General features: G+C 56.9%; 16 protein-coding genes. 7 read left to right on the top strand and 9 right to left on the bottom strand.

What is annotated here, in order from left to right:
• Positions 1-175 precede the first annotated feature (175 nt).
• Genes RISK_RS16150 through RISK_RS16165 form a run of 4 tightly spaced genes read left to right on the top strand, consistent with a single transcriptional unit; the run spans position 176 to position 4,258 of the window.
• The gene (locus tag RISK_RS16150) at positions 176-583 is read left to right on the top strand and encodes a hypothetical protein (protein ID WP_047815353.1); all 408 of its coding nucleotides are present in this window, start codon (positions 176-178) and stop codon (positions 581-583) included.
• Positions 584-603: 20 nt separating this feature from the next.
• Positions 604-1,866: a multiheme c-type cytochrome gene (locus RISK_RS16155; RefSeq protein ID WP_236696369.1), complete on the top strand. Its 1,263-nt coding sequence runs from the start codon at positions 604-606 to the stop codon at positions 1,864-1,866.
• Entirely contained in the window at positions 1,863-3,026 is a 1,164-nt protein-coding gene (locus RISK_RS16160) for a hypothetical protein (RefSeq protein WP_047815354.1), read from the top strand. The genes RISK_RS16155 and RISK_RS16160 overlap by 4 nt, the downstream gene beginning before the upstream one ends.
• Positions 3,023-4,258, top strand: coding sequence for a membrane protein (locus tag RISK_RS16165; protein ID WP_047815355.1), 1,236 nt, complete (start codon positions 3,023-3,025; stop codon positions 4,256-4,258). Before RISK_RS16160 ends, RISK_RS16165 begins: the two co-directional genes overlap by 4 nt.
• Before the next feature lie 376 nt (positions 4,259-4,634).
• On the opposite strand, the gene RISK_RS16170 is transcribed toward RISK_RS16165, so the two are convergent.
• Both RISK_RS16170 and RISK_RS16175 read right to left on the bottom strand, forming a co-directional pair.
• Positions 4,635-5,159, bottom strand: coding sequence for a MogA/MoaB family molybdenum cofactor biosynthesis protein (locus RISK_RS16170; RefSeq protein WP_173442689.1), 525 nt, complete (start codon positions 5,157-5,159; stop codon positions 4,635-4,637).
• Complete coding sequence (locus RISK_RS16175; RefSeq protein WP_047815357.1) at positions 5,156-6,925, bottom strand: cation:proton antiporter domain-containing protein; 1,770 nt, start codon at positions 6,923-6,925, stop codon at positions 5,156-5,158. Before RISK_RS16175 ends, RISK_RS16170 begins: the two co-directional genes overlap by 4 nt.
• A 732-nt stretch (positions 6,926-7,657) precedes the next feature.
• On the opposite strand from RISK_RS16175, the gene RISK_RS28205 reads away from it, so the two are divergent.
• The gene (locus tag RISK_RS28205; RefSeq protein ID WP_160311455.1) at positions 7,658-10,681 is read left to right on the top strand and encodes a DUF1553 domain-containing protein; all 3,024 of its coding nucleotides are present in this window, start codon (positions 7,658-7,660) and stop codon (positions 10,679-10,681) included.
• Between the two features lie 80 nt (positions 10,682-10,761).
• A complete protein-coding gene (locus RISK_RS16195) occupies positions 10,762-12,129 on the top strand; it encodes a DUF1501 domain-containing protein (RefSeq protein WP_236696370.1) in 1,368 nt (455 codons plus the stop codon).
• On the opposite strand, the gene RISK_RS16200 is transcribed toward RISK_RS16195, so the two are convergent.
• A complete protein-coding gene (locus RISK_RS16200) occupies positions 12,119-13,258 on the bottom strand; it encodes an NHL repeat-containing protein (protein ID WP_047815380.1) in 1,140 nt (379 codons plus the stop codon). The two genes, RISK_RS16195 and RISK_RS16200, sit on opposite strands and share 11 nt — an antisense overlap.
• A 1,112-nt stretch (positions 13,259-14,370) precedes the next feature.
• Here RISK_RS16200 and RISK_RS16210 point away from each other — a divergent pair.
• On the top strand, positions 14,371-15,927 hold the full coding sequence (locus RISK_RS16210; RefSeq protein ID WP_236696371.1) for a glycoside hydrolase family 28 protein: 1,557 nt from the start codon (positions 14,371-14,373) through the stop codon (positions 15,925-15,927).
• 187 nt (positions 15,928-16,114) lie between these two features.
• On the opposite strand, the gene RISK_RS16215 is transcribed toward RISK_RS16210, so the two are convergent.
• The 6 genes from RISK_RS16215 to RISK_RS16240 form a co-directional block, all read right to left on the bottom strand.
• Positions 16,115-16,366, bottom strand: a complete 252-nt coding sequence (locus tag RISK_RS16215) for a hypothetical protein (RefSeq protein WP_047815361.1) — start codon at positions 16,364-16,366, stop codon at positions 16,115-16,117.
• A 7-nt stretch (positions 16,367-16,373) separates the two neighbouring features.
• Positions 16,374-17,918, bottom strand: coding sequence for a HEAT repeat domain-containing protein (locus RISK_RS16220; RefSeq protein WP_047815362.1), 1,545 nt, complete (start codon positions 17,916-17,918; stop codon positions 16,374-16,376).
• A 129-nt stretch (positions 17,919-18,047) separates the two neighbouring features.
• The gene (locus RISK_RS16225) at positions 18,048-18,386 is read right to left on the bottom strand and encodes a hypothetical protein (protein ID WP_236696373.1); all 339 of its coding nucleotides are present in this window, start codon (positions 18,384-18,386) and stop codon (positions 18,048-18,050) included.
• A gap of 103 nt (positions 18,387-18,489) precedes the next feature.
• Positions 18,490-19,281, bottom strand: coding sequence for a hypothetical protein (locus RISK_RS16230; protein ID WP_047815364.1), 792 nt, complete (start codon positions 19,279-19,281; stop codon positions 18,490-18,492).
• A gap of 89 nt (positions 19,282-19,370) precedes the next feature.
• Positions 19,371-20,741 (bottom strand): DUF1501 domain-containing protein, encoded by a 1,371-nt coding sequence (locus RISK_RS16235; protein ID WP_047815365.1) that lies wholly within the window; start codon positions 20,739-20,741, stop codon positions 19,371-19,373.
• 10 nt (positions 20,742-20,751) lie between these two features.
• Positions 20,752-23,694, bottom strand: coding sequence for a DUF1549 domain-containing protein (locus RISK_RS16240; RefSeq protein ID WP_047815366.1), 2,943 nt, complete (start codon positions 23,692-23,694; stop codon positions 20,752-20,754).
• Positions 23,695-23,839 lie beyond the last annotated feature (145 nt).

Genomic DNA, 23,839 nt, shown 5'->3' on the forward strand with positions numbered 1-23,839 from the left:
TCAAATGCCGAACGCCCCCTGCCGACCTGCTTAGTCGCACTCCCTCGAAGGAATCTCGCACAGCTTTCAAGAAAGCTGTGCAACCTCGCCTCTCCCGCTGGGAGGGGCGAGTGAAGCGAGGGACGGGCTGAGCTCAAAATCTCTCATGCACTCTTTCACCTCCTTTATAAACCAGATGAACTTTCAAACCTCCATTCTACTGATCCCCGTTTTCGCGTTGCTCACCGTCATCGGTTGTGGATCGTCAGCCCCTCCAGCCATCACTCTCGAACAAGACGCCTACGCTTGCGTGGAAGGTCTCGGAGATGCCGCTGGCGACCCCAAGATGTTTGCCACCGTCTTCGTCGATGGAGCAGTTCCTGAGAACCACGAAGACTACGCTCAGCGAGGCTACGAAATCGCAGGCGACGGCGAAGTGAACGGCGACCAAATGACCGTCCCCGTCAAAATCTTTGGCGGCGTCTTTGCTACCTCCGGCGGCGATCGCTCGAAAAAGGCATCGGATTCCGGAAACACCACTCAAAACTGGGTGCTGCAACGCGTCGGCGAAGACTGGAAAATCAAAGAAGCTCCTTTGGGTTGATCCCATCTGAAGGACATCCCTTGTTCTCCAAGATTCTCTCTGCCAAGAGCCTCCAGTTTCTGGGGCTCTTGATGCTTTTGGTCATCGGAGTCTGTGCGGCCAGTGTCGCACGGGACCTGATGTCGATCGCACCCACGCCATCCTCGGCCAGTCGTCGAACGCTGGCCCCCAAAGACTCCGGCGGATCGGTCGCAAATGCCGTGAACCAGTGGAGCCAATTTGTCTCCTCGCAGTTCGCTGGTGACCAAGCCTGCCAGGCCTGCCATCCGGTCGAGTACGAAGCCCACCTTCGATCCGGTCATTCGCGAACCGCCACACCGATGGTCGAGTCGGAGTTGGCTCAGCAACTTCTGTCACAAGGCGAATACGAAGATTCGCTCCGCAATCAAACGTTCCGCTTCACCAAGCAAGCGGATCAGTTTTTGGTCAGCACCTCAACAGGGCAGGGCAGGGCGTCCGCGAACGCGTCTTCACCACCGAACACGCAATCAAAGAACCTTTCGGTCACAGTCAATTGGCTGTTGGGATCCGGCACCCACGCACAAACTCCCCTCGCCATCCAGAAAGATGGCTCTCGCGGCATCGAGATGCGTTGGTCGTCATTCCATGGCGACGACCAACTGAATGTGACTCCCGACCACGATCAATACACGACCTTCCGTGAAGGCACGGCCGAGTGCTTTGGGCGTCCCATGGATGCCATGGACGTGCGTTCTTGCATCGGATGCCACTCCACCGTCGTCCCGCCTCCACCCTTGCCGCTGACCCCCGACACGATGATCGCCAACGTTGGTTGCGAACGCTGCCACGGGCCACGGAAGCAACATGTGATTCTCGCAGGCCGCGGCTTGCCCGAGCAGAGCAAACCAATGATTGACCAACATGATGCCAGTGCTCACATGGAAACGTGCAGTGCATGCCATCGCGACGAACGCTCCGTTTCGGCTGATTCCACGGCGGCTGAACGTGCTCGTTTCCAGCCGTATGGACTGAAGAAAAGCGAATGCTACCTGCAATCTTCGGGTCAGCTCACCTGCTCGACTTGCCACGACCCGCACGACACCACCTCGCACGATCGCCAACAATACATCCAGCAATGCCAAAGCTGCCATCAACCGCAGGCTTCCACGATTTGCCCTGAAGCACCAGCGGGAGACTGCATCGAATGTCACATGCCACTCACACCCTGGACCCAAGGAATCGCTTTTCGCGATCACTGGATTCGAATCGTGGATGACACCGCTTCCCACGCTGCCGAGACCACGCGGGAGGCATCCCCATGAGCGTCATCTCCCCGTCACCCAGCACTCGCCCGGCGGTCAATCCATCAACCTCTCGTTCGAGAGAAACGTCGCCGACCGTCGCCTCAGCGAATCCCCAAAGTGGATTCCTCTTCTCGCCGCTCATCGACCTGATCTTCATTGCGAACTTGTTTTGGCCGCTGTTGGTCTTCGTCGATGTCTTCGGTGGAACGACAACCCATGAGGGCCTGCTGTTCTGGCAAATCTACTTCATCACCGCCCCACACCGCTGGATCACCATCGTTCTGGTGTCCGTCGACCACCACAAGTCCCAGGATCGACGGTGGCTCTTTGCCGCTTTGGCACTCGCGATTTTGACGGTCTGCGTCGGGTTGCAGGTCGGCACCGGGTCGCTGCTGTGCCTCGGTATGATCGACTACATCTGGAACGCCTGGCATTTCTCGTCCCAGCATCACGGCATCTTTCGAATTTACCAACGCCAATCGTCGGCCCCATCCAAAACCAAGGCATCCGATCCGTTTGACCGAACCGCAAGCAGCGGCGCAGGCTCCGACCATTCAAATCCGCTTTCGCAATTCATGCAAAGCAAAGGGGCACTGCTTCAGAAACTCTTCTTTCGTGGCTTTTTGCTGTACACCATCGCTCGAGTGGCAGGATTTGGCTGGCCCGAAGGACCGTTCCCTTCGTTCTCTGGAGTGGAGTTCCTGGACTGGGGGATGCTGCTGATTCCTGCTGCGTTTGCCATTTCCGCGATGCACCGATTTGCAAAACTCGGCAACCAAACGTTGGCCAGCATGCTGTACCTGTTGAGCGTGATGTCTCTCTTCGCAGCGTTGCTGTTGGCCGCTCACTACCAGAACAGCCGACTCGTCATCCAGCTCGCACTGGCGTCCGCGATTTTCCATTCGATGGAATACATGTCCATTGTGACTTGGTCAATGAAGAAGTCGGGGGCAAAAAACGCCAACCATCCACTGGCACGCCTCTCCAAGATTTGGATGCTGTTTCTGGTCATGTTTGTGCTGGTCATCGGCCTCGGGAACTACCTGCTTTCACGCGGCTTCTTTGAAGTCTGGGTGACAATCAACTTGGTCGTCGCCTTTTGGCACTACTGCTTTGACGGCCTGCTGTGGAAGTCGCCCAAACGCCGCGTCCCCTCCCCCTCAGCGGGTGCAGCATGACGTCATCCCGTGAGACACCGAAGCAGAACGTCCCGGCAAGTTGGTTGCTTTGGCCGCCCACGGTGATTGCCGTCTTGGTGGCCGTTCGCCATCTGTTGCTGGACCCCAACGGGCACATCGAGTGGTTTGGGCGAGACGACGTCTACGCCGTTTCCATGTTCGCCGCATTGCCCATGGGATTTGCCGGAGCAATTCGGGTTGCCAAGAAATCGCGTTCATCCGCCATCGTGCTGGGCGCGTGTTTGCTGGCGGGATGCCTTTGCCTGGCCGCCATGAGTCATGGAATCTCAATTCCTGAAAACCTGCTCGCAATCACAATCGCTCGCGCACTGCAGTCTTGCCTCACCGCGTTCGCCGTCGCCAACCTTTGCGTTGGCATCGCGTCGCTCCAATCACCTGACCACCCCCCATCAAACGTCGTCGGGGCAGGGCAGGGTGGCCAGCATTTCTTGCCGACTTGGGCATGGCTCTTGTTCGGAACGGCAACCATTGCCATTCCCGCCACCTACACGCATTCAGCAGCGGAATCACTCGAGAAGAAGCTGCAAGAATCACTCAGCAGCCATCGCGTTGCCTTGGCTTGGGAACAGTGCTCGCAGCTTCGCCGACTCGATCCCGGTGCAACGACCGCGGATTCGGACCTGGCCGCGTTAGAAGGCAATCTCCACGAACAGAAAGTCCAACTGGAATCAGAAGTCCAACAGCCGATGCCTCGAAACATCTCCATCGCCTTGATCGGGAGAAGAATCACCAGTTTGGTTCAGCTCGATCGAAATCACGAGGCCCTCGGTTGGATTCGACCGATGATGTCCGGTCGCAATTTTCATCCGATTAGTCTCGATTTCTACGGGCTCTGCCAACAACGCTTGGAACAACCTGCCGAGAGCATGCGAGGTTACGAGCGTTCGTTGAAGCACTGGGAACGACAACCGGACAGCCCCGGCAAACGCAACGCGATGATCAGTGCTTACAAAGGCATCGCTTTCGCAGCGCGCCAATTGGGCAACCGGCGTTTAGAAGAAGAGGCCTATCAAACATTGGTGCAATTGGCCCCCACCGCCGAGAATCATTTCCTTCTGGCGACCAGTTACAAAGAACACCAAAAGACCTCGCTAGCCGCCGAGAACGCTCAGCTAGCCGCACAGCTGGACCCTCTGTATGCCGAGCAAGCCCAATCCATGCTGTCACAACTTTCGCGTGACCACTTCAGCTGTTTCTTAGTGCCTCGCTAAGCAGCAGGGCAGGAGCGACCGGGCAAAACCATGTGAGCCGTTTGGGCGTTGGCCCAGGCCACTCCATGTTCAACCTTCGAAGGAGGGTAGGCTCGCGCGAGTTTTATCCCGAAGGGATCGCAGATGGTAGCCGGTGGTTTGAACGCAGTGAACACCACCGGATGCAAGACCCCAGCAATCCCCAACCCTGAAAGGGTCGAAGATTCCGCGCCCCTTTCAGGGTCGGTATGAGTTTTTTGGTTTCCGGGGGTTGCGCTGCGACGCAGCACCCCCCGGCTACCATTCAAAATCCCTACCGGGATAAAAAAACCTGGAGTCGGAAGAAAGCTTGCATCTGCTATCGCGTCATAACACCAAGCATTTAACAACCCACCATTCAGCGCGATGCGAGCGACACCGCATGCCTGAGAATCGGCAGCACGCACTGGTTCATGCCCGTCGTGACCGCCCCCGTGGACCCTGGCAACGCGAACACCACCTTGGACTTCATCCGCCCCGCGGTGGCGCGACTGAGCATCGCCTTGGGGCCGATCTCGGCGATCGAGATGGCTCGAAAATGCTCCCCAAAACCGGGCAACGTCACATCCAACAGGGACTCAATCACGTCGACCGCCATGTCTCGCGGCGCGATGCCAGTCCCACCCGTCGTGATGATCGCATCCAGCGAACCGTCTTCAGCAAGCTCCCCCAACAGCTTCGCGAGCGGTTTGGAATCATCCTTCAAAATCTTCCGTTTCGCGACGGAGTGACCGGCTTCCTCGAGCAAGCTGACAATCCGGTCGCCACTGCGATCTTCTGTTTTGCCACGCGTGTCACTGAGCGTGATCACGGCGACGCGAACCGCTTGAGCGGGATCCACGTCTGGACAACCACACTGGGAATCTGGAGGGGGTTGATTCACGACGCTGGTTCCTCACTTTGTTCCAACAAACCCGCTCGTTGTTGAGCGTCTTCGAGAAAGTAATTCACATCATTGAGATCATCGGCGTGAAGCACTTCGTAGGCGTGAGCCGCACTGCGAGACCGATACAACTGCTCGCGAATGTTGATGTCTCGCGTGATCGCGGTCGCAAAGGCAGAAAGGATCTCCAAGTGACGCTTGCGGCTCGACTCAGGCGTGGCCAACAACAACACCGCGTGAACCAAGCGTCCGTCCGGTGTATTGAGCTTGATACCCTTCTTGCTGATTCCCAGCACGCCTTTGACATCATTGGCACCGGGTTCATCGATGATCGCGTGAGGGATCATCAAACCGATCCCCAAGCACGTCGTCTGAGATGCTTCCCGAGAACGAACGGTCTCCAGAAACTTGTCCTGTGGTGTGCTCATTGGCGTGGTGGCATACAGCAGGTTGGTGAGTTTCTGAAAGATCTCTTCCTTGTTGCCGTCCAGATCCACCATGATCCGATTCTCCTGCAAGAAGTCCAGCAATCGAGGACGGTCCTGGCGAGCTTCGCCAGTTTGGGTCAGGGCAAACCGCGTTGCACTTGGCCCTAGCAACTGGTTGATCGCCAGAGCCGACAGGCCGACCGTCGTCACCATCGACTTGATTTCTTCGGAGAACCCTGACTGCTCGCTGCCAACCAAGATGATCAAACCAACCGCCACGCCGCCGTGGGGCAACAGCGACATTCCAAGGTACCTGCGAACGTTGTCGGTCGCTCCGGACAAACTCATCGCCGTGTAGGCACTGATGGTCTTGGCCACCAACCGCGACAGGAAATACAGGGCAACCAAACCAATGACCGGCGGGATCTGAGTGAAGTCTAACTTCATCCCTGCAAACGTGTAGAAGAGCGCAAACAGGGCTCCTCCAATCCCATTCAAGTAGGCTTCTCCCGACCGAACCAAATCATGCCGGAAATTGGTCAGCGTGATCCCGGCGAACGTGCATGCCAAGATTCCACCCGAGGTGCCAAAGCTCGCCGCCGCTCCCCAGGCCCCCAACACAACCGCGACCATCAACGGGCCCAAAAACGCAGCACTGACCACCGTCTGAACCAAAACAATTGCCAACAACGCGCAAGCAGCACCGATCGCAAGCGTCACTGCAAACTGCACGCCGACACTTTCCAACGCATGAACCCACCCCGATTGATCCGCCAGAAACGTGGAGATGAACACAAAGGCGGCGACCGCGACCATGTCGATGAGACCAATCGCCGCCAACAAGGTGCGAGTCAAAATGCCTCGAGCGCGGGCCTCTTGAATCACCAACACCGTCGTTCCCGGCGCCCCCGCAATGGCAATGGCCGCGAACAAAGCCGCCGGTGGCAGCGACATCGACGGGTCCAGCCACCTCCCGCCAAAGTACATCACCGAGCCAACCAACGTTGGCGTGATCAAGGCTTCGCCCAGCAGCAACAACCCGATCCGCTTGCCCGTGTTTCGCAGGCTTCCAAAGTACAGCGAGGCACCGACCGTGAAGGCAATGAAGCCCAACACGAAGTTCATGTAGGGACCAAACCGGTCCAATGCCTGGGGATCCAAAACGGTGTCCAACCCAGGAAACCGAAGTTGACGAAGCAGAATGCCGGTGGCAATCCATCCGGTCACCTTGGGCAGCCGGATCAGAGCAAATAACTCGCCCCCCAGCACACCGGCAGTCAGCACCACCGCCATGTTGAAAAGCGGGTCGTCGAAGTGAAGGTTCGGAAAAAAATCCATGTCCTGGCCATCATTTGCCGAACAGAAATCGTCAAAGCAGCCAGGATCCTAGGTAAAAACGCTCCATTTGGGAACGCGGCGCAACTTGGAGGGACCGCTTCACGCGGGGGTATCCCTCGTTTCAGGCATCAGCCCAACACGCAAAGTGCAGTCTGGCACTCGGATTTCCAAGGCAAGGAACTGCAGAAACCCGACCGACCGTCCGAGCGCCACGCTTCCCCGGGCCGCAAGAACACACGCAAGAACTTCGCACCGCAGGGCTGCACGACCAAGTGGATCGCGAGGCTTGGTTGAAAGACTTCGTCGTCGACACCCAGCCTTCCCCAGCGTCGGAAAGGACTCATTCCGCCATCTTCGACCCGTCAATGCTTGCCCCAGCCATGGTCGACAGAATCCGTGCCAGGCAATGCCCGCACGGCGGTGTTGTGCTTCAGCGATCCACTCCGGCGCAGAACTTGGTTAGCATCACCGGACACCTCCTTCAGCCCACATGACTGTTTGAGGAAGGTATACTAAGCAGGTCGGCAGGAATGATCAGGCATAACCATGTGAGCCGTTTGGGCGTTAGCCCCGGTTGCACGTGGGATCAGTGGCGTTTGCCATAACAGTTCCAATGACGAAAGACTCCTGCCGACCTGCTCAATGCCCCCACCGAAGGTCGCTCGATGAGCGGTTTCCGTTGAGTCGCAGTCCCGCCAAATCCCTCCCGATCCAAAAATGCATCCAGCAACCATGAGAAAGTGTTCGCTCTCTCGCGTTCAGCGTTTTACGCAACTTTGCATCTTTTGCTTGACGGCTTGGGGATCGACAACAGGTGGCTGGTCCATCGCCGCTCCCATTGATTTCGAGACCGAGATCGCGCCGATCTTTCAACAGCACTGCCTGCATTGTCATAACGAAACGCAGAAAGGTGGTGAACTCTCGTTGTCATTCGCCGATGGACTGATGGAGTTGGGACATGTGGTCCCCGGCGACCCTCAAAGCAGCTATCTGGTGGAGACGATCCACGCGGCTGACGGTGAGACGCCTTCGATGCCAGAGGAAGGCACTCCTCTGAATGACACTCAGGTTGATCTGGTCAGGCGATGGATCGCCGAGGGCGCCGTTTGGCCCGACGGGTTTGAAATACAGCACAAGGCCAAGGCGGATGCTTCGTGGTGGTCGCTCCAGGAACTTGCAGACATCTCACCGCCGGAACCTTCCGCAGGACAGTCGTCGCACCCGATCGATCGGTTCATTCAACACCGATTGGCCCAAGCAAAGATTGCTCCTTCGCCACCGGCCGACCGTCGCACACTGATTCGTCGGTTGTCGATGGATTTGATCGGTCTGCCACCGACTCCTGAATCCGTCACGGCGTTTGTCGCGGATCCGAATCCGGCCGCCTACGAAGAATTAATCGATCGTCTATTGCGGTCGAAGCATTTTGGTGAGCGTTGGGCTCGACATTGGCTCGACATCGCTCACTACGGCGACACCCATGGCTTTGAGCGAGACAAGCTTCGCGAGAACGCTTGGCACTATCGCGATTATGTCATCCGGGCATTCAACGACGACATGCCCTACGATCAATTCCTGCGACAACAAATTGCCGGTGACGTGATCGATCCAGAGAATGAAAATTCGGTGATCGCCACTGGCTTTCTCGCGGCAGGACCTTGGGATTTCGTGGGCCAGGTCGAAGCCAAGAGCCTTGTCCTCCGACGCGCTGCCCGCGCACTCGACTTGGATGACATGGTCACTCAAGTATTGACCTCCACGATGGCCATGACGGTCAATTGCGCTCGCTGCCACGATCACAAACTCGATCCGATCAAGCAGAAGGAATACTATCAATTGGTCGCCGTGTTCGCTGGCGTCCAAAGACAGGATCGGGTTGTCAGCCAAACTGCCCAAGAGGCCTACAATGCAAGCAAGACGCGACTTGAATCAGCACTGGCCGAGATCGAGTCGAAGCTTCAGCATTTGACAGGACGCGGCATTGATCTGGCCGATGTCGTTGGTGGCGGCAACGGTTTTGGATCAGGAAAAAAAGGGCAAGGGATCGACCCCCGTACTGGTAAGTCGGAAGAACGGTCTTTAAACGCACTGGACGATCGAAAACCGGGACAATTCGCGACATGTGATGCGTCAATGATCGACGGCGTCTTTATCCCAGCCTTTGAACAAACACAGATCAGCTCCACCGAACTGGTCGCGGCGGGGTTGCCGAAACACAGCAATCGAGCCTGGGATTTGATTCGCAATGGTCCTGTCGCCAGTCAATTTTCAACGACCTTTGGTTCAATCGACTTCGCCGCCGCCGGACATTCGATGATTGGATTGCACGCCAACGCGGGGATCACCTTCGATCTATCGAACATTCGCGCTGCTCTTGCTGCCGTGGATCCAACGCAAGACTCCGCCTCGCCAGTTCGGTTTACCTCGACCGTCGGATATGGCGGGAGAACCGCCCAACCAAGTGCTGAGTTTCATGTGTACATCGATGGCGAACAAGTTGCCAGGGATCGAATCGGCCGCCACGACTCGGTTTCCGTTGAAGTGCTACTCGAACGGGACAAACGTTTCCTGACCCTGATCTCGACCGACGGTGGCAACGGCTACGGACACGATCAAGTCAGCTTTGGCGATCCGCGAGTTGTATTGACTTCGGCGAGTGAACTGACCGACGAGATGAAGGAACGGCAATCCGCACTGCTCGCCGACAAGACGCGTTTGCAAGCGGAACTGGAGTCCCTTCAGCCGCCACCTCAGTTCTTTGGGGTTCAATCAAAGGCACCAGCCCCTGTCCATGTATTGCTGCGTGGTGATCCCGAATCACCTGGACCGGAGGTCGCCCCCGGAGGCCTGACTTGGTCGCAGTCGCCGCTTCTGTTTGGCGATCAGAGTATGCCGGAGGGACAGCGGCGTTTGGCCTTGGCCAACTGGATCGTTGCCCCCGAGAACACGCTCACCGCGCGAGTGATCGTCAATCGACTTTGGCATTGGCATTTTGGCAAGGGAATTGTTGACACGCCTAGCGATTTTGGTTTCGGCGGATCCCAGCCATCGCACCCCGAGTTGTTGGACTGGTTGGCCGCCGAACTGATCCGTCAGAAGTGGTCGCTCAAGGCGATTCACCGCTTGATTGTCACTTCGCAAACGTATCGCCAAACAAGTCGATTGGAACCCGATGTTGCAGCAGGGATGCAGGATCCCCGCGAAATCGATGTGGACAACAACCTGCTGTGGCGAATGAATTCGCGTCGCTTGGAGGCCGAAGCGGTCCGAGATTCAGTGCTAGCGATCACAGGTAAATTGAACCTTGCGATGCACGGTCCTGGCTACCGTGACTTTGACTACCAGGAGGCTTACGCACCGATCTACACTTACAAGACCGCTGATTCGGCTGAACTATGGCGGCGTAGCGTGTACCGGTTTATCGTCCGCACATCGCCCTCACCCTTCATGACGGCATTGGATTGCCCTGATTCCGCCAACCTGACGCCCAAGCGGAATGTAACCACGACGGCATTGCAATCGCTAGCGATGTTCAATAACGCTTTCATGTTGCAACAGTCATCTTACCTGGCTGAAAACCTCGCTTCGGAAACAACCCAAACCGACGAACAGATTCAACTTGCCTTCGAACGCGTTTTGGTTCGCAAGCCCGTCGGGCAAGAATGGAAAGCAGCCCGGCAACTGGTGGCTGAACATGGCTTGTTGCATCTCTGTCGTGCTCTTTTCAACGCAAATGAATTCATCTGGCTGGACTAACAGGACGCTCAAAGAACATGGATCTATTCAATCGTCGGCAAATGCTGCAGTCCGCGTGCGGGGGCTTCGGATGGCTCGCAATGCAAACGATGCTCCGGCAACAGACGGCACAGGGTGCAGGGGTTCAAACGACCGATCATCCCGCCCGCGCCAAAGCGGTGATCCAGATCTTCTGCCCTGGCGGGATGAGCCAAGTCGATACGTTCGACTACAAGCCGGAGTTAGAAAAACGATCAGGCAAACCGTTTGATCCCGATGGCAAACTGCAGTTCTTCGCATCCAAGCCGGGAAATATCCAAGGCAGTTTCTGGCCATTCCAACAGCACGGTGAATCGGGACGATGGATATCCGATCTTTTCCCCCAACTCGCCAAGCATGTCGACGATTTGGCCTTCATCTATTCCATGCAAAGCAAGACTGCGTTGCACGGACCGGCGTGCTTCATGATGAACACTGGGTTCACGCTGCCGGGATTCCCAAGCATGGGATCGTGGGTGACCTACGGATTGGGAAGTGAGAGCGAAGACTTGCCCGCGTTTGTTGTGCTGCCCGACCCCAAGGGCTTGCCGCCAGGAGGCATCATCAATTGGGGTGCCGGATTTTTACCGGCCGTCCACCAAGCCACCACATTGGACTCGCGTGCTGGTCATCAACCGATCAACGACCTGTTTCCACCTCAGAATTTCGATGCGGTCAATCGCGACTCAGATCAAGCGGGACTCGACTTCTTACGTTCATTGAATCAACAGCATCTGTCGGACCGTCAAGCCAACACCGATCTCGAAGCACGAATGTCCGCTTATGAACTTGCCGCTCGACTTCAACTCAGTGCACCGGAGCTATCGGACTTGTCGTCCGAATCAGCAGCGACCCAACAAATGTACGGAATGCACGATGAAACGACCACCGATTTTGGACGTCAGTGTTTACTAGCGCGTCGTTTGGTCGAGCGGGGCGTCCGCTTCGTTCAACTGTATTGCGGCGCCGAAAACACAACCGCGAAAAAAACCCGACCGAACTGGGATTCGCACGAAGATGTGGTCCGCGACCACGGGCATTGGGGCCGCGTGCTTGACACAGGTGCGGCGGCGTTGCTAGCCGATTTGAAGCGAAGCGGGATGCTGGACGACACGCTGGTGATCTGCACGACCGAATTTGGTCGTCAACCTGCCGCGCAAGGCGCCCAAGCAACAGGCCGCGATCACAACGCGGGAGCGTTCACGGCGTGGATGGCCGGTGGTGGGATTCAAGGCGGGGTTGGCTATGGAACGACCGACGAACTGGGATTCAAGGCAATCGAACATCCCACCTACTGCTACGACCTGCACGCGACCGCGCTGCATCTACTCGGCATCGATCACACCAAGCTTACTTTTTATCACAACGGGATCGAGCGGCGGTTGACCGATGTGCACGGACACGTGATCCCAGAACTCATCAAGAGCTAACCCGCTCAAGCTTCACCGGAGCCGTTCGTTCGCCATTCCATTGGCAAACGTAAACGCTTTCATCCTCGTCGATGCAGACATCGTGGCCGTGGTAGAAAGTTCTTGCCTGGTCCTGCTTCACCGTTTGCAAAACCCCGTCCTCATAAACGGGTTGCTCGCCACCGGGGCACGAGACAACTCGGTCGTGCTTGTCCATCACCATGATGAAACCAGACTGGTACAGCCACGGCTTCGGAAGATTGACGTCGGCGTTGTTGTGGCTCCAACAAACCCCGGCGTAGACATGGTCGCCATGGATCACCGGTCGACAGATCTGCAGATTCGCGAGCTTCACCGTCTTGATCCACTTGCCATCGAGCGTGAAGTATTTGAACGCTCGCTGAGCACGACTGGTCACGATCAGCTTCGGATTGGCTGGATCACGGTTGTCCAGGGCAATGCCGTGCGCGTTGGCCAAGTTGTAGTTCTTGTCTTCGTTCTCGTGACCGCCGAACTTCTGAATGAATTGCCCATGTTGGTCGTACCGCAGGATGTAATCCGATCCATATCCGTCGGCAACATAAATGTCACCGTTGGGCGCAACCGCCGTTTCAGTGGGCTGAAACACCATCTCAGGCGAGTAGGCGCCGACGGTCATCGGGTGACTGATGGTGAATAGCATCTTTCCATCGATTGTCATCTTGGCGATGTATCCGTTTTGGCGGACCATCGTCACACCGTCTTGCAGACTCCGAGCCCAACCACTTTCGCTGACGTACAGCATGTCTTCGCCGCCTTCGTTGACCAGAGTCAAACCATGACCGCCGGGCCAGTAAGTCCCCCAGCTGTCGAGGACTTTCCCGGACTTGTCGAAGACGATGATGTTGTTGCGTGGATCGTCGCCAATCATCACCAACCGTCCCCGAGAGTCCTGCACCATCTCGTGACAATTGTCGATCGGAGTCCGAACCGGATTGACCTGTGCCCAGTCCTTCTGAACGCGATAACGAAAGTCACCCTGCCCGATCAAGTTTGGCTCGGCGGCAACGTCTTTTTCGGCTGCGCTCACAAGTGTCGCGGACTGAGCCAACGCAGCGGCCCCCGCCGAAGCAACGACACCGGTTTTCAGAAAAGTTCGACGATCGGACATTGTGGTACCAGTGAAGAAAGGAAGAGAGAACGACAAGGAAAGCATCGCGATGCGTGGCGAATGGCCGGCCGGAAACCCAACTTCCTCACGCAAGTCCTCGGAACACCAACGAGTGAAGTAGGTCGACAGGAATGATTGGGCACAACCATGTGAGCCGTTGGGGCGTTCGCCCCGGTTGCACGTGGGAGCAACGACGCTTCCCAAACAGATCCAATGCCGAAAAACTCCTGCCAACCTGCTAGTCCTTTCCTCGCGTCGCTAACCGATGAAAACGATGGCATCGAAGTATAGCGACAATCGCTGCTGCCGCGCCAATTGACGAGAACAACTGCATTGAGATCACTGGTGAAAATCGAGTCGGCAACCAGTTGTCAATGTTCGCAGCATCAGCTTGAATCAAACTGGAAGGGAAGGCCAAAACGTAGACGAAACACATTGGCGCCGTCCACGGAAATCTCCGGAACGAACGCCTTTGCATCTTCAATCGACCGTTGTCAAGGTCACCAAGCAGACAGGATGGTGAGTGGATCCGTTTTGCCTGTTTCCGAGCTGGCCGACAGAGACAGGGTCCTGGGCCGGGCACCAGCAAGTGCGAACCCTTGGAGAGCTGTCCTCGTCCGTCGATCACCCACGGCAGGCTGACGGATCCAGTCCCGAAGGGGCGACACAATCTTAGCCGGTGGCGTCAGCCACCGGTTTCAGCGTCCGTCCAAAGCCAAGGCCTGAAGGGCCGACACAGTCAGTCTGCCGACAGCCATCCCAGTCTCAATCCATCGAACTTGCCAACGCCCCAGCGTGACGGGACACTGGAACCGCCTCTGTCACCCCTTCGGGGTTTTTGCTGTTCTTAAAGGTTGCTTTTTCCGGGGCCTGACGCCCCCGGCAATGGCTGTGTCGGCCCTCCCGGGCCTAATTGGAATGAGTTCGACGCAGACCTTTGGTGGATGGCACCATACGGCTATGATGCTCGACATCCTGGTCCAAACCCGCCAAAATCAACAAGCCCGTTTTTGGCGAGGCAAACAAGTGCTCCGGAAGCTTGACGGAACGGTTCGAACCCAAGTCATCCTGCCATTGCTTTGACAAAATTTTTGCGTATTAGGATTGAGAGTATGTGGCAAGCAGCAATCATCGTTGAGTGCGACACTCGTCGCCCCCTGGATCGTTTCGTCAACATGATCACGAACCTCGATTGTGCGGCATGGCGGGCCATCCTTTCAGGATTCGCTTTGTTCATTGGCGGCACCTTCACCGCAACGCCCCTGTTTGGAATCGACAACCAAGTCCTGTTCGAAGCAGCAAGCAAGGCGAGTGAGGCCCAGGTATTTGATATCCGCAGCTTTGACGCGGTCGGCGATGGTGTTGCGATGGATACCGAAGCCGTTCAAAACGCCATCAATGCCTGCCACGATGTTGGTGGCGGTGTTGTTTGGGTGCCTGCTGGTGATTTTCAAATCGGAACAATCATTTTGAAAAGCAATGTCACCCTCTCGCTCGATCACGGGGCCAGCTTGCTAGGAAGCACCCATGTCGCTGACTACCCCACAGACAAGCTCAGCAAGCCTCGAGAGGGCGCCGCACATTGCCTGATCTACGCTGAAAATTCGAAAAATATCACTATCGAAGGACTTGGTGTGATCGATGGCAGGGGAACTCACAAGAATTTCCCCCGGAAAAGAAGGGGTGGTCGAAACTCTGGCATCCGTCCTCGTCTGTTACGCATGGAGAGCTGTGAAAACGTCACCTTTTCTGGCGTCACCTACAAGCGTCCAGCCTTCTGGGGCTTGCACTTGATCGACTGCAAGAACATTCACTTCGATGCGGTTACCTTGCGATTCCGCAACAACAACTTCAACAATGATGGGTTTGATCTGGACGGCTGTGAGAACGTGCTCATCGAGAACTGCGATCTCAGCGCCGGGGACGACGCGATCTGCCTGAAGAGTTCCCAGAACCCTTGCCGAAACATTGTGGTGCGAGGATGTCGGCTAGACAGCAACACGGCTGCACTGAAGTTTGGCACTTCATCTCGCGGCGGGTTCCTCCATGTGACGGTGACCAATTGCTATTTTCACGACTGCCCCATGGGCGCGATCAAGCTGCAGTCGGTGGACGGCGGCCGCCTGGAGAATATCGATATCTCCCGAGTGACAATGAAAGATGTGGGATGTCCCCTGTTCATACGCTTGGGCAACCGGGGCAGCACCTTTGACGAAGGACGAGAAAGCCCTCCCGTGGGCACATTGAAAAACATCCGAGTCAGCAATGTGGTTGCCGAGGTCACCGTCGAGGACCGAGCCAAGGCGGCTGAAGCGGTGTACAAGAATCTCAAAGTGGACACGACCCGCGGCGTGACCGACAACGAGAAGTCGAAAGCTGGGCCGATCATGATCACAGGCATCCCCGGTCACTTGATCGAAAACGTCGTCCTAGAAAATATCACGATCTCCTTCCCGGGTGATGGCACCGAAGAAGATGCACGACGAACCGTTCCAGAGGACATCGATCGCTACCCGGAGCAGTTTTTCTTTGGCGTGCTGCCAGCATGGGGTGCCTACATCCGCCATGCAAAGAACGTTGAGTTCAAGAATGTCCAGTTGACGACTCGCGACGCGGACGAACGTCCGAAGTTGGTGCTGGATGATGTGGACGGTTTCGTCGAACAGTAATCGCTGCTTCGAGTTCAGGACGAACACGCCGCTGCATCAATGCAACCGTCTCCGCTTGAGCTAAGCAGGTTGGCAGGAGTCTTTCGGCATTTGAAATGTCTTGGCAAACGTGGTTGCTTCCACGTCCAACCGGGGCTAACGCCCAAACGCCTCACATGGTGATGCCCGATCATTCCTGCCGACCTGCTTAACCCGACATTTCCTCGGGGTCCTTCAACACCCGATCGGCTTGATGAATGGCATCGACCAAGGCCTGAAGTGCCGAAGACACTCGATTGAGCGTCGGAGCCAGATCGGCCAAGCACTGCTCCTCGAACTGACGTGCCGGCTCGTCACGCCATACCGACTTGGTCCGTTGCCACTGCTCCGCGAATTCACTGAATTCATGTCGGAGTTGGTTTTGTGTTTCCTGGATCGCTCCGGTACCAAACGGTTTCATCGCTGACTCACTCCGAAATGCCGTTGGGATTGAACGTTCGCAGCATCTTGCGGCCTTTGTAAAGGTGAAACAAATCTTCGGGCTGAGGCGGACGCGCGCGGCCGCCGGTGGGCAAATCAATTGTTTCCAAACCATCGGTCACAACAACGCATTCTTTCTCGTTCCGCACCGCGGTGAACACGGCCGCCGTTTCATCCAAGAAGAATCCCAATCGGTCGACTTTCACCTCTTCATACCCAACCCGTTCCAAGTAGATCTGCAACGGTTCAACGATCCGGCGCTGAGCCTCGTTGAATTCCTTCGACGGCACGGTGAAGATGTCTGGGTGATCCGCATGCCAGCCCGCATAGATCGCATAGATGTCTTCGGGAGGAAAGTCCGCCACATCGCACGACATGGCAAAGATCGTCGGCCCCGTCACGCCGATGTTGCTGTACTGTTTTTCGCCAAAGTTGTATTCAAAGCGAACCAAGAACACGTCGACTGGATCTTCAAAGCTGGGCCACAGCATCCGCCGAGAATCCACCACTTCAACGCCGGTCGGCGGCACTCCCATCTGCTGTGGTTGAGTCAACCACAACGCCATCTCGGCCTCGGCGATCGCACGTGGCTCACGGTATTCCTCCTCGATCAAATCCTCCAGTCCCAACTCGTCCGCGTAAGCGATCGCTCGCAAACGAGCGGCGGGTTCGCCCGCCAATTCTGCCAAGCGTTCTTTGCCGGTTTCTTCTCCTAGCTTGGCCAGCGCACCGGCGGCCTCGCACTGCACGCGGCGGTGTTTCAGATCCAACGTCTTGTTCAATTCACCAATGGAACTTTCGTCGCCAATCAAAGCGATTGCATCGCACAGCGACACCGCCAACGCAACCGCTTCGCCCAGCACCGCTTGAACCTGCTCGACTTCGGTTCCAAAACTTCGCGGGTCCTCTTCAAACCTTGCCAAACGCCCGGCGACATTTCCTAGCAATGCATTGAGGGAACCGATCCGATCCTTGGCAGGGTGCTGACTGACCAGCCCCGTTCGCGTGAGGTGACCGGCCAAATCCAAGATAGGCGCGGCCAGCGAAGGTTCTGAAATCAAGTCCAACAGGGCAGGGAACACCGCTCGAATGGACCAATCGTTGTGCTGCATCAACGGGCTGAGAATCTGCGCCGCGGCCATCCAGCCTTTCGGTGGCGACTGAGCCAATTGCGTGACCAACACCGCCAACGATTCCGGCGTGCGCTTCATCGCCAGCAATTGAAGCATCAGATGGCGGTTGGAAACCTCCGGCGACAGCGATTCGATGATCGTCGCCAACGTGGCGGGTTCGATTTTCGAAAGCGAATCCCCTTCGCCTCCCAACGTTTTCAAGTGAATCAGACGAAGCAATCCACCCGTGATCGCTGGGTCCGCGTCCATCAGTCGAGCGGATGCACCGGCGAGCGCAGCGACCAATGTCTCGCCATCCAAGTTGGGATCGTCTGCCAATTGCTTCAGGGCCACGCCGGCCTGAACCGGGTCGGCGCCGGCGGCAAGAATCGGGTCAAAGGAGATTTCCGACAAGGTCAAGGTTCCAAAAGTGAAAGATGTAAATTGGGGCAGGGGAGGGCAGGGCAGAGCAGGGCGGTAGAGAGCAAAACCGCTGTTCATCCGGTCGCAACCACAGGGGACTGCGAGAATAAAGTTTGCAACGTCGGCTTAGGATTCATCCGAATCCGGTTGATACGTCAGATCAGGCTTCACCGCATCGGACCATCCCAATTGTTCGATGTCATCCAGAGTCGCCCAACGGTTGTTGCCGTGGTACAGCGGTGATTGATCGATCGGGCACTTGGGAGTCTCGGCATCCGCGTAGATGTGAACGCCCTGGAGGTTGGGTTGCAACCAGATGGCTTCGCATTCATCGCAGACCACCAAACCATGGGTTGGTTTGTCGTCGACCAATCCACCCGCGCGAATGGAACACAAACCTTGTTCGCAAATCGGGCACGAACCGACGCTGTATCGAACATCGGAATTGGAATCGGGGTGAGTCACAGAATTGACTTCCAAACAAGAACGGAATGATTCGGGTGGTGCCATTGAAGATTGATTTCAAAGTGGCATTTTCGCATGTCGATTCAACGATGCGGAATGGGACCTACAGCGGAAACGCAGTGATCAATCGATTGCCTTCCAACACCAAACGCACTCGCCGGGCCATCGGGTTGCGACTCCTCTGCCCATCACGTCCACCGACAAAGCCAACACGTTTCCCCATGTCAACGGTGTAAATCGTTCGCTTGCCGTCGACTTCTTTGGTGGTCCGCTGATTCGCTTGGGCTTTCTCGTACGCGTTGTCGATCGTGGCCAAGGCCCCCTCCATGTCGCCATCAAAGACACCGTGTTTTCCCGATCGGTTGGGTTGGTCTTTGGTGTGACGGCGCAGATGTTCGAGGCGGTGACCTTCCGCACTTCCAGGCGTGTACAGCACACCCGCCGGCGACAAGAACCGGTCCGTGCTGATCTCTCGCAGCAACCCGTACTTCAGATCGGATGTCTCGGCCGCGGATTTCGCATCCGAATCCGGCGACCCACGTGTCATCTTGGACGCCAGCGGTCCCGGTGAGGGAGCGGTTTCGTTGCCTTGCGATTGAGTCTGGTTCTCCGCCCGAGGAGTCGATGCCTTCGACGAATCAGCCGGTTTTGGCACCGCTCGCGGATTGGACGCTTGGTCCGAAATCGGTGGGTTTGAGTTTTCCGCAACCGAGTCTTTGGCAACCTGCTTGGCGGGCAAGGCGGGCAAATTCCAGCCGGTGGCCTCGTTGATCGACGGGCGAAGCAGCGTGTAGCCGCCCAACATCACGGCGATGACGATTCCCGCCACGGTCGTCTGTTTGGCTTTTTTGCCACTTGGCCGGCGGGTCCCGGAGCGAGTTTCAGCAGCGTTCATTTCGGTTCAATCGAGCCAGCAAGTTTGAATTCGGTCTTCAATGACCGCCAACTTACCAGCCGATCCCAAAACTGGCCAACCACGACCGCTCAGGACTGCAAAATCTCATGGACCACGCGCCCGTGCACGTCCGTCAGACGAAAATCACGCCCCGCATAGGGAAAAGTCAGACGTTCGTGGTCGATTCCCAACTGATGCAGCATCGTGGCGTGCAAATCGTGCATGTGAACGCGATCGCGAACGGCGTAGTAGCCGTAATCATCGGTCTCTCCATACGTGATGCCTCCTCGAATCCCGCCACCGCCCAGCACCATCGAGAAACCCTGTGGGTTGTGGTCTCGGCCGTTGCTCCCCTGCACAACGGGAGTCCGCCCAAATTCGCCGCCCCACACCACCAATGTGTCTTCCCAGAGCCCACGTTGCTTCAGATCCGCGAACAATCCTGCAATCGGACGATCCGTCTTGGCGGCGTTCTTCTCGTGACCGTTCTTCAGATTGCCGTGCTGGTCCCACACTTGGCCGCTGCTGACGGTGATGAAACGCACACCGGATTCCGCCAACCGACGCGCCATCAAACAACTGCGTCCAAACGAATCGGTCGTCTTCTCACCGATCCCGTACAGTTTCTTGGTTGCGTCGGTTTCCTTCGACAAGTCCATCACCTCCGGCGCGGTGCTTCGCATCCGATTGGCCAAGTCCACCGCCTCGATGGCACCGTCGATTGCGCGATCGCGTCCAGCCGACTCGGCGTGGCCGCGATTGATTTGATTGACCAATTCAAACTGATGCGTCTGGGCGGCATCCAAGTGAGCGATCTTTCCATCGCCAATCTGACCGTTCTTACCGATCACAGTGGCTTGGTGTTTGGCGGGCAAGAACGCCGCCCCGTAGTTTCGTGGTCCGCCATGCGCTGTTGCCGGCGCGATCGCAACGTGAGCTGGCAAATCCGGATGCCCGGCCCCCAAGGCATAACTGATCCATGCACCCACACTGGGGCGGACAAAGTTGTCGCTGCCCGTGTTCACCATCCCAACCGCCTGACCGTGTGATTGACCTCGGGTGTGCATGGACCGGACAACGCACAACGAATCCAAATGTTGGTTCATCTCCGGCAATAAATCCGTCCCCCACAAACCAGCCTCACCGTGCTGGGCCCACTTCCAAGGGCTCGCCAACAACGTTGGTTTGGCATTGAGTTGTGGTGGCAGATCAAACGGCAGATCTTTGCCGTCATCGCGAATCAACCGCGGTTTGTAGTCAAACGTGTCGACGTGCGAGGGCCCGCCATGCATGAACAAGAAGATCACCCGCTTGGCTTTCGCCGGATGATGCTGTACAGGCGTCTGCACACCCGAGTCATTGGCCCACACACTCGAAGCGGGCATCGCTGACGCGGTGACAGCCAACGCACCGGTCGTCCAAGTCGATTGAACCAAACATTCGCGACGGTTCCGTTTCATCAGTTTCGCCTCAATCCAAGAATCGAAATTCGGTGCTGGCAAACATCGCCGCGATCCATTCGCGATAGCGTTCTTCGTCGCTCGACATGGCCTTCGCCACATCGCTTTCCAACCAAGCGTGCAAGATTTGTTCGTCGACCGGTCGAGGGTCGCGAGAGAACAACACCGCGCAAGCCCAACGAACACGCTGCGTGTCGTTGGTCGTCTGATTCAGCATTCGCTTCGTCGTCTGCATCGCCCACTGCCGCACTTCGGGACTGCCGATCAACGTCAACGCTTGCGCCGGAACATTGGTGGTCGGTCGTTTCCCAACCAGCAAATCCGGATCCGCCGCGTCCAGGTTCGCTAGCAGCGGTGGCACCTCCGAACGAATCAACGGCAGGTACAGCGTTCGCTTCGGATCATCCAACCCGAACTTGGTGGTGGCTTTGGAATTGGCGTTGTTTTGGCTGACCAAGGTCGCGTAGCTGTCCATCAAGTTTTCGCGCCCGCTGGGGTCGAGCGTGCCGGCAGCAACCAACATCGCATCACGAATCGCTTCCGCAGGAATCCGCCTGCGAACGGCCCGACCTCGCCATCGGTTTTCAGGATCAAGTGAGACTCGCGGGTCATCATCCGAAACCATCGATCGTGAATACGCGTCACTGCAAACGATGTGTCGAATCAAACGCTTCTGCCGCCAACCGTTTCGTACAAAGTCGATTGTCAACGCATCCAGCAACTCGGGATGAGTCGGTTTCTCCCCCCGAACGCCAAAGTTGTCGACGGTCCGCACCAATCCTTCGCCCATTAAGTGCATCCAGATTCGATTGACACTGACTCGCGCGGTCAGCGGGTGATCCGGATCCGTCAACCACTGTGCCAACTCCAAGCGACCACTTCCTTCCAAGGGTTCAAACGCGGTGGTGGATTCACTGAACACCTGCGGGATGCCTCGCGGGACGATGTCGCCCAAGTTGTTCACCTCACCCCGAATATGAATCGGGCAATCCTCCTGCTCCTCACTCGGCAAATCCGCCAGCGCCATTGCGGTTGGAACGGGGGGCGGAGCATTGGCGACCAAATCAGCTCGTTGTGACTTCAGTTGCTTGAGCGTCTGAGTCAACGCGGTTCGCATCGCGATGCTTTGTTCAATCGCCGCGTCTGATTCACCCTGGTCTTGTTCGCCATCGACCTGGACCCACTGCACGGCATCGGCGATCACATAACCATCGGTGCCAAGGTTGGAGAGCGTGACCGCCGCCTGGGTTTCTGCCCCACAATCAAACTCGTCTAGCACGCTGTAGGTGCCGGTTGTCGGACGAACGGTCTGGTTCAAAACGAGATCGTAAGTCTCGTCGTTCAATTGCACCGTGACAGGCAGATTCGATGCTCGATTGCCACTGGAGTTGTAGTGAACGCGGAGTTCATATCGTCCAGCATCAGGCAACACCGCGGCAAACCGGATCGACGACTCACCTTTGTTTCGGTTCGCATCGTGCAGATAACCTTTGCCGATGAACCCTGATGTGTAGGTCGATTCCACCCAGTGGCCTGCTCGCACCGCATCCACATCGTCGACGGTGATGCCTTCGAGTTCCGTTTTCTCTGCCAACAATTTGAGTTCGGACTCGACTCCCTTGAGTTCTTGATCGAGGCCTTGCAGCAATCGTTCGTGGTCACGAATTGCCTCCAGGTGCTTTTTCGAAATCGGAAGCGGAGTCTTCTTCCAAGTGCTGACGTACTCCTGGGACTCGCCGTGCAACGTCCGCGTGCTTCGAAAGATCCCCGCCATCGCGTAGTAGTCGCGTGTGGTGATGGGATCAAACTTGTGATCATGACATCGCGCACAACCAAACGTCATGCCAAGAAAAGCACGTCCGACCGTGTCGAGTTGCTCGTCGACCACATCCATCCGCAACTTGGTCTTGTTGCGTTCACTCAGCATCTTGGTGCCGATCATCAAGAACGTGGTGGCGACCAATTTGTCTCGTCGATCGTCATCGGAAGATGCCGGCATCAAATCACCCGCGATCTGTTCGCGAATCATCCGGTCGATCGGCATGTCGTCGGCAAAGGCCCGCACCAGGTAATCGCGATACCGCCAAGCGTCATGATGGGTCGCATTGAAATCACTGCCGTTGCTGTCGGCGTAGCGAGCCACGTCCATCCAGTGCCTCGCCCAATGTTCCGCGAACTGCGGGCTGGCCAGAGAGCGATCCACCAATCGCCTCCAATGTGCGTCGCTGGGATCCGCTTGAAATTGCCGAAGCGTTTCAGGATTAGGTGGCAATCCTGTCAGATCAAACGCCAAACGTCGCAGCCGCACACTTGGGCTTGCGATCGGAGTCGCGGTCAAACCTTCCGCGTCCAAGCGTCGTTGCAGGTAGACATCGATCGCGGAATCAGAATCAAACGCAACCAGCGACTCGCTCGCACGTGGAGGCTGAAACGCCCAAAACTGCCGAGCCTGTTCCCAATCCAATGACTTCGGCTGAGAACTTGTGAGCTGTTCCTCTTCATCCATCCATCTTGGATCAGCGGCTCCATCGCGAATCCACTTTTCGAAATCGCGGACGATGTTGTCGGGGAGCTTTCCCGAGGGTGGCATCTCGGACGACTCATAACGAATCGCCGCCATCAGTTCGCTTGCCGCAGGATCGCCGGGGCGGATGGCCGGACCACTGTCACCGCCAACTTCCCAGCCTTCCTTCACATCCAAACGCAACGAACCACCGAGGTCATCGGAATCCTCCGCATGACATTCATAGCAATGCTCGATCAGAACCGGACGAATCCGAGCTTCAAAGAAGTCAAAGGAGGCGTCGCTTGCTTCGTCGGCGACGACGGCGTCGGCGCAACTGCCGATCAACACGGCCAGCACACACCACTGAATGGCGTTCCAGATGCGTTGGTCGCGATTGGATTGCGAGACAACGTTCGGCGTCATGGGAGAGGCGCACGGACTCTTCATCGCAGAACCGTCGGGCGAAGGGCGGGGGGAACACGGAGGGCCCCCTAGAGTACACGATCTCGCTCGATGGTGCGAAACCGCCCCCTTCCTTTCCAAATCGGCGATCTTCGACGCATTCGCCTACGACCAACGAAACCGGCCCGCC

Origin of the sequence: Rhodopirellula islandica (genome assembly GCF_001027925.1) — a bacterium.
GTDB classification, from domain to species: domain Bacteria; phylum Planctomycetota; class Planctomycetia; order Pirellulales; family Pirellulaceae; genus Rhodopirellula; species Rhodopirellula islandica.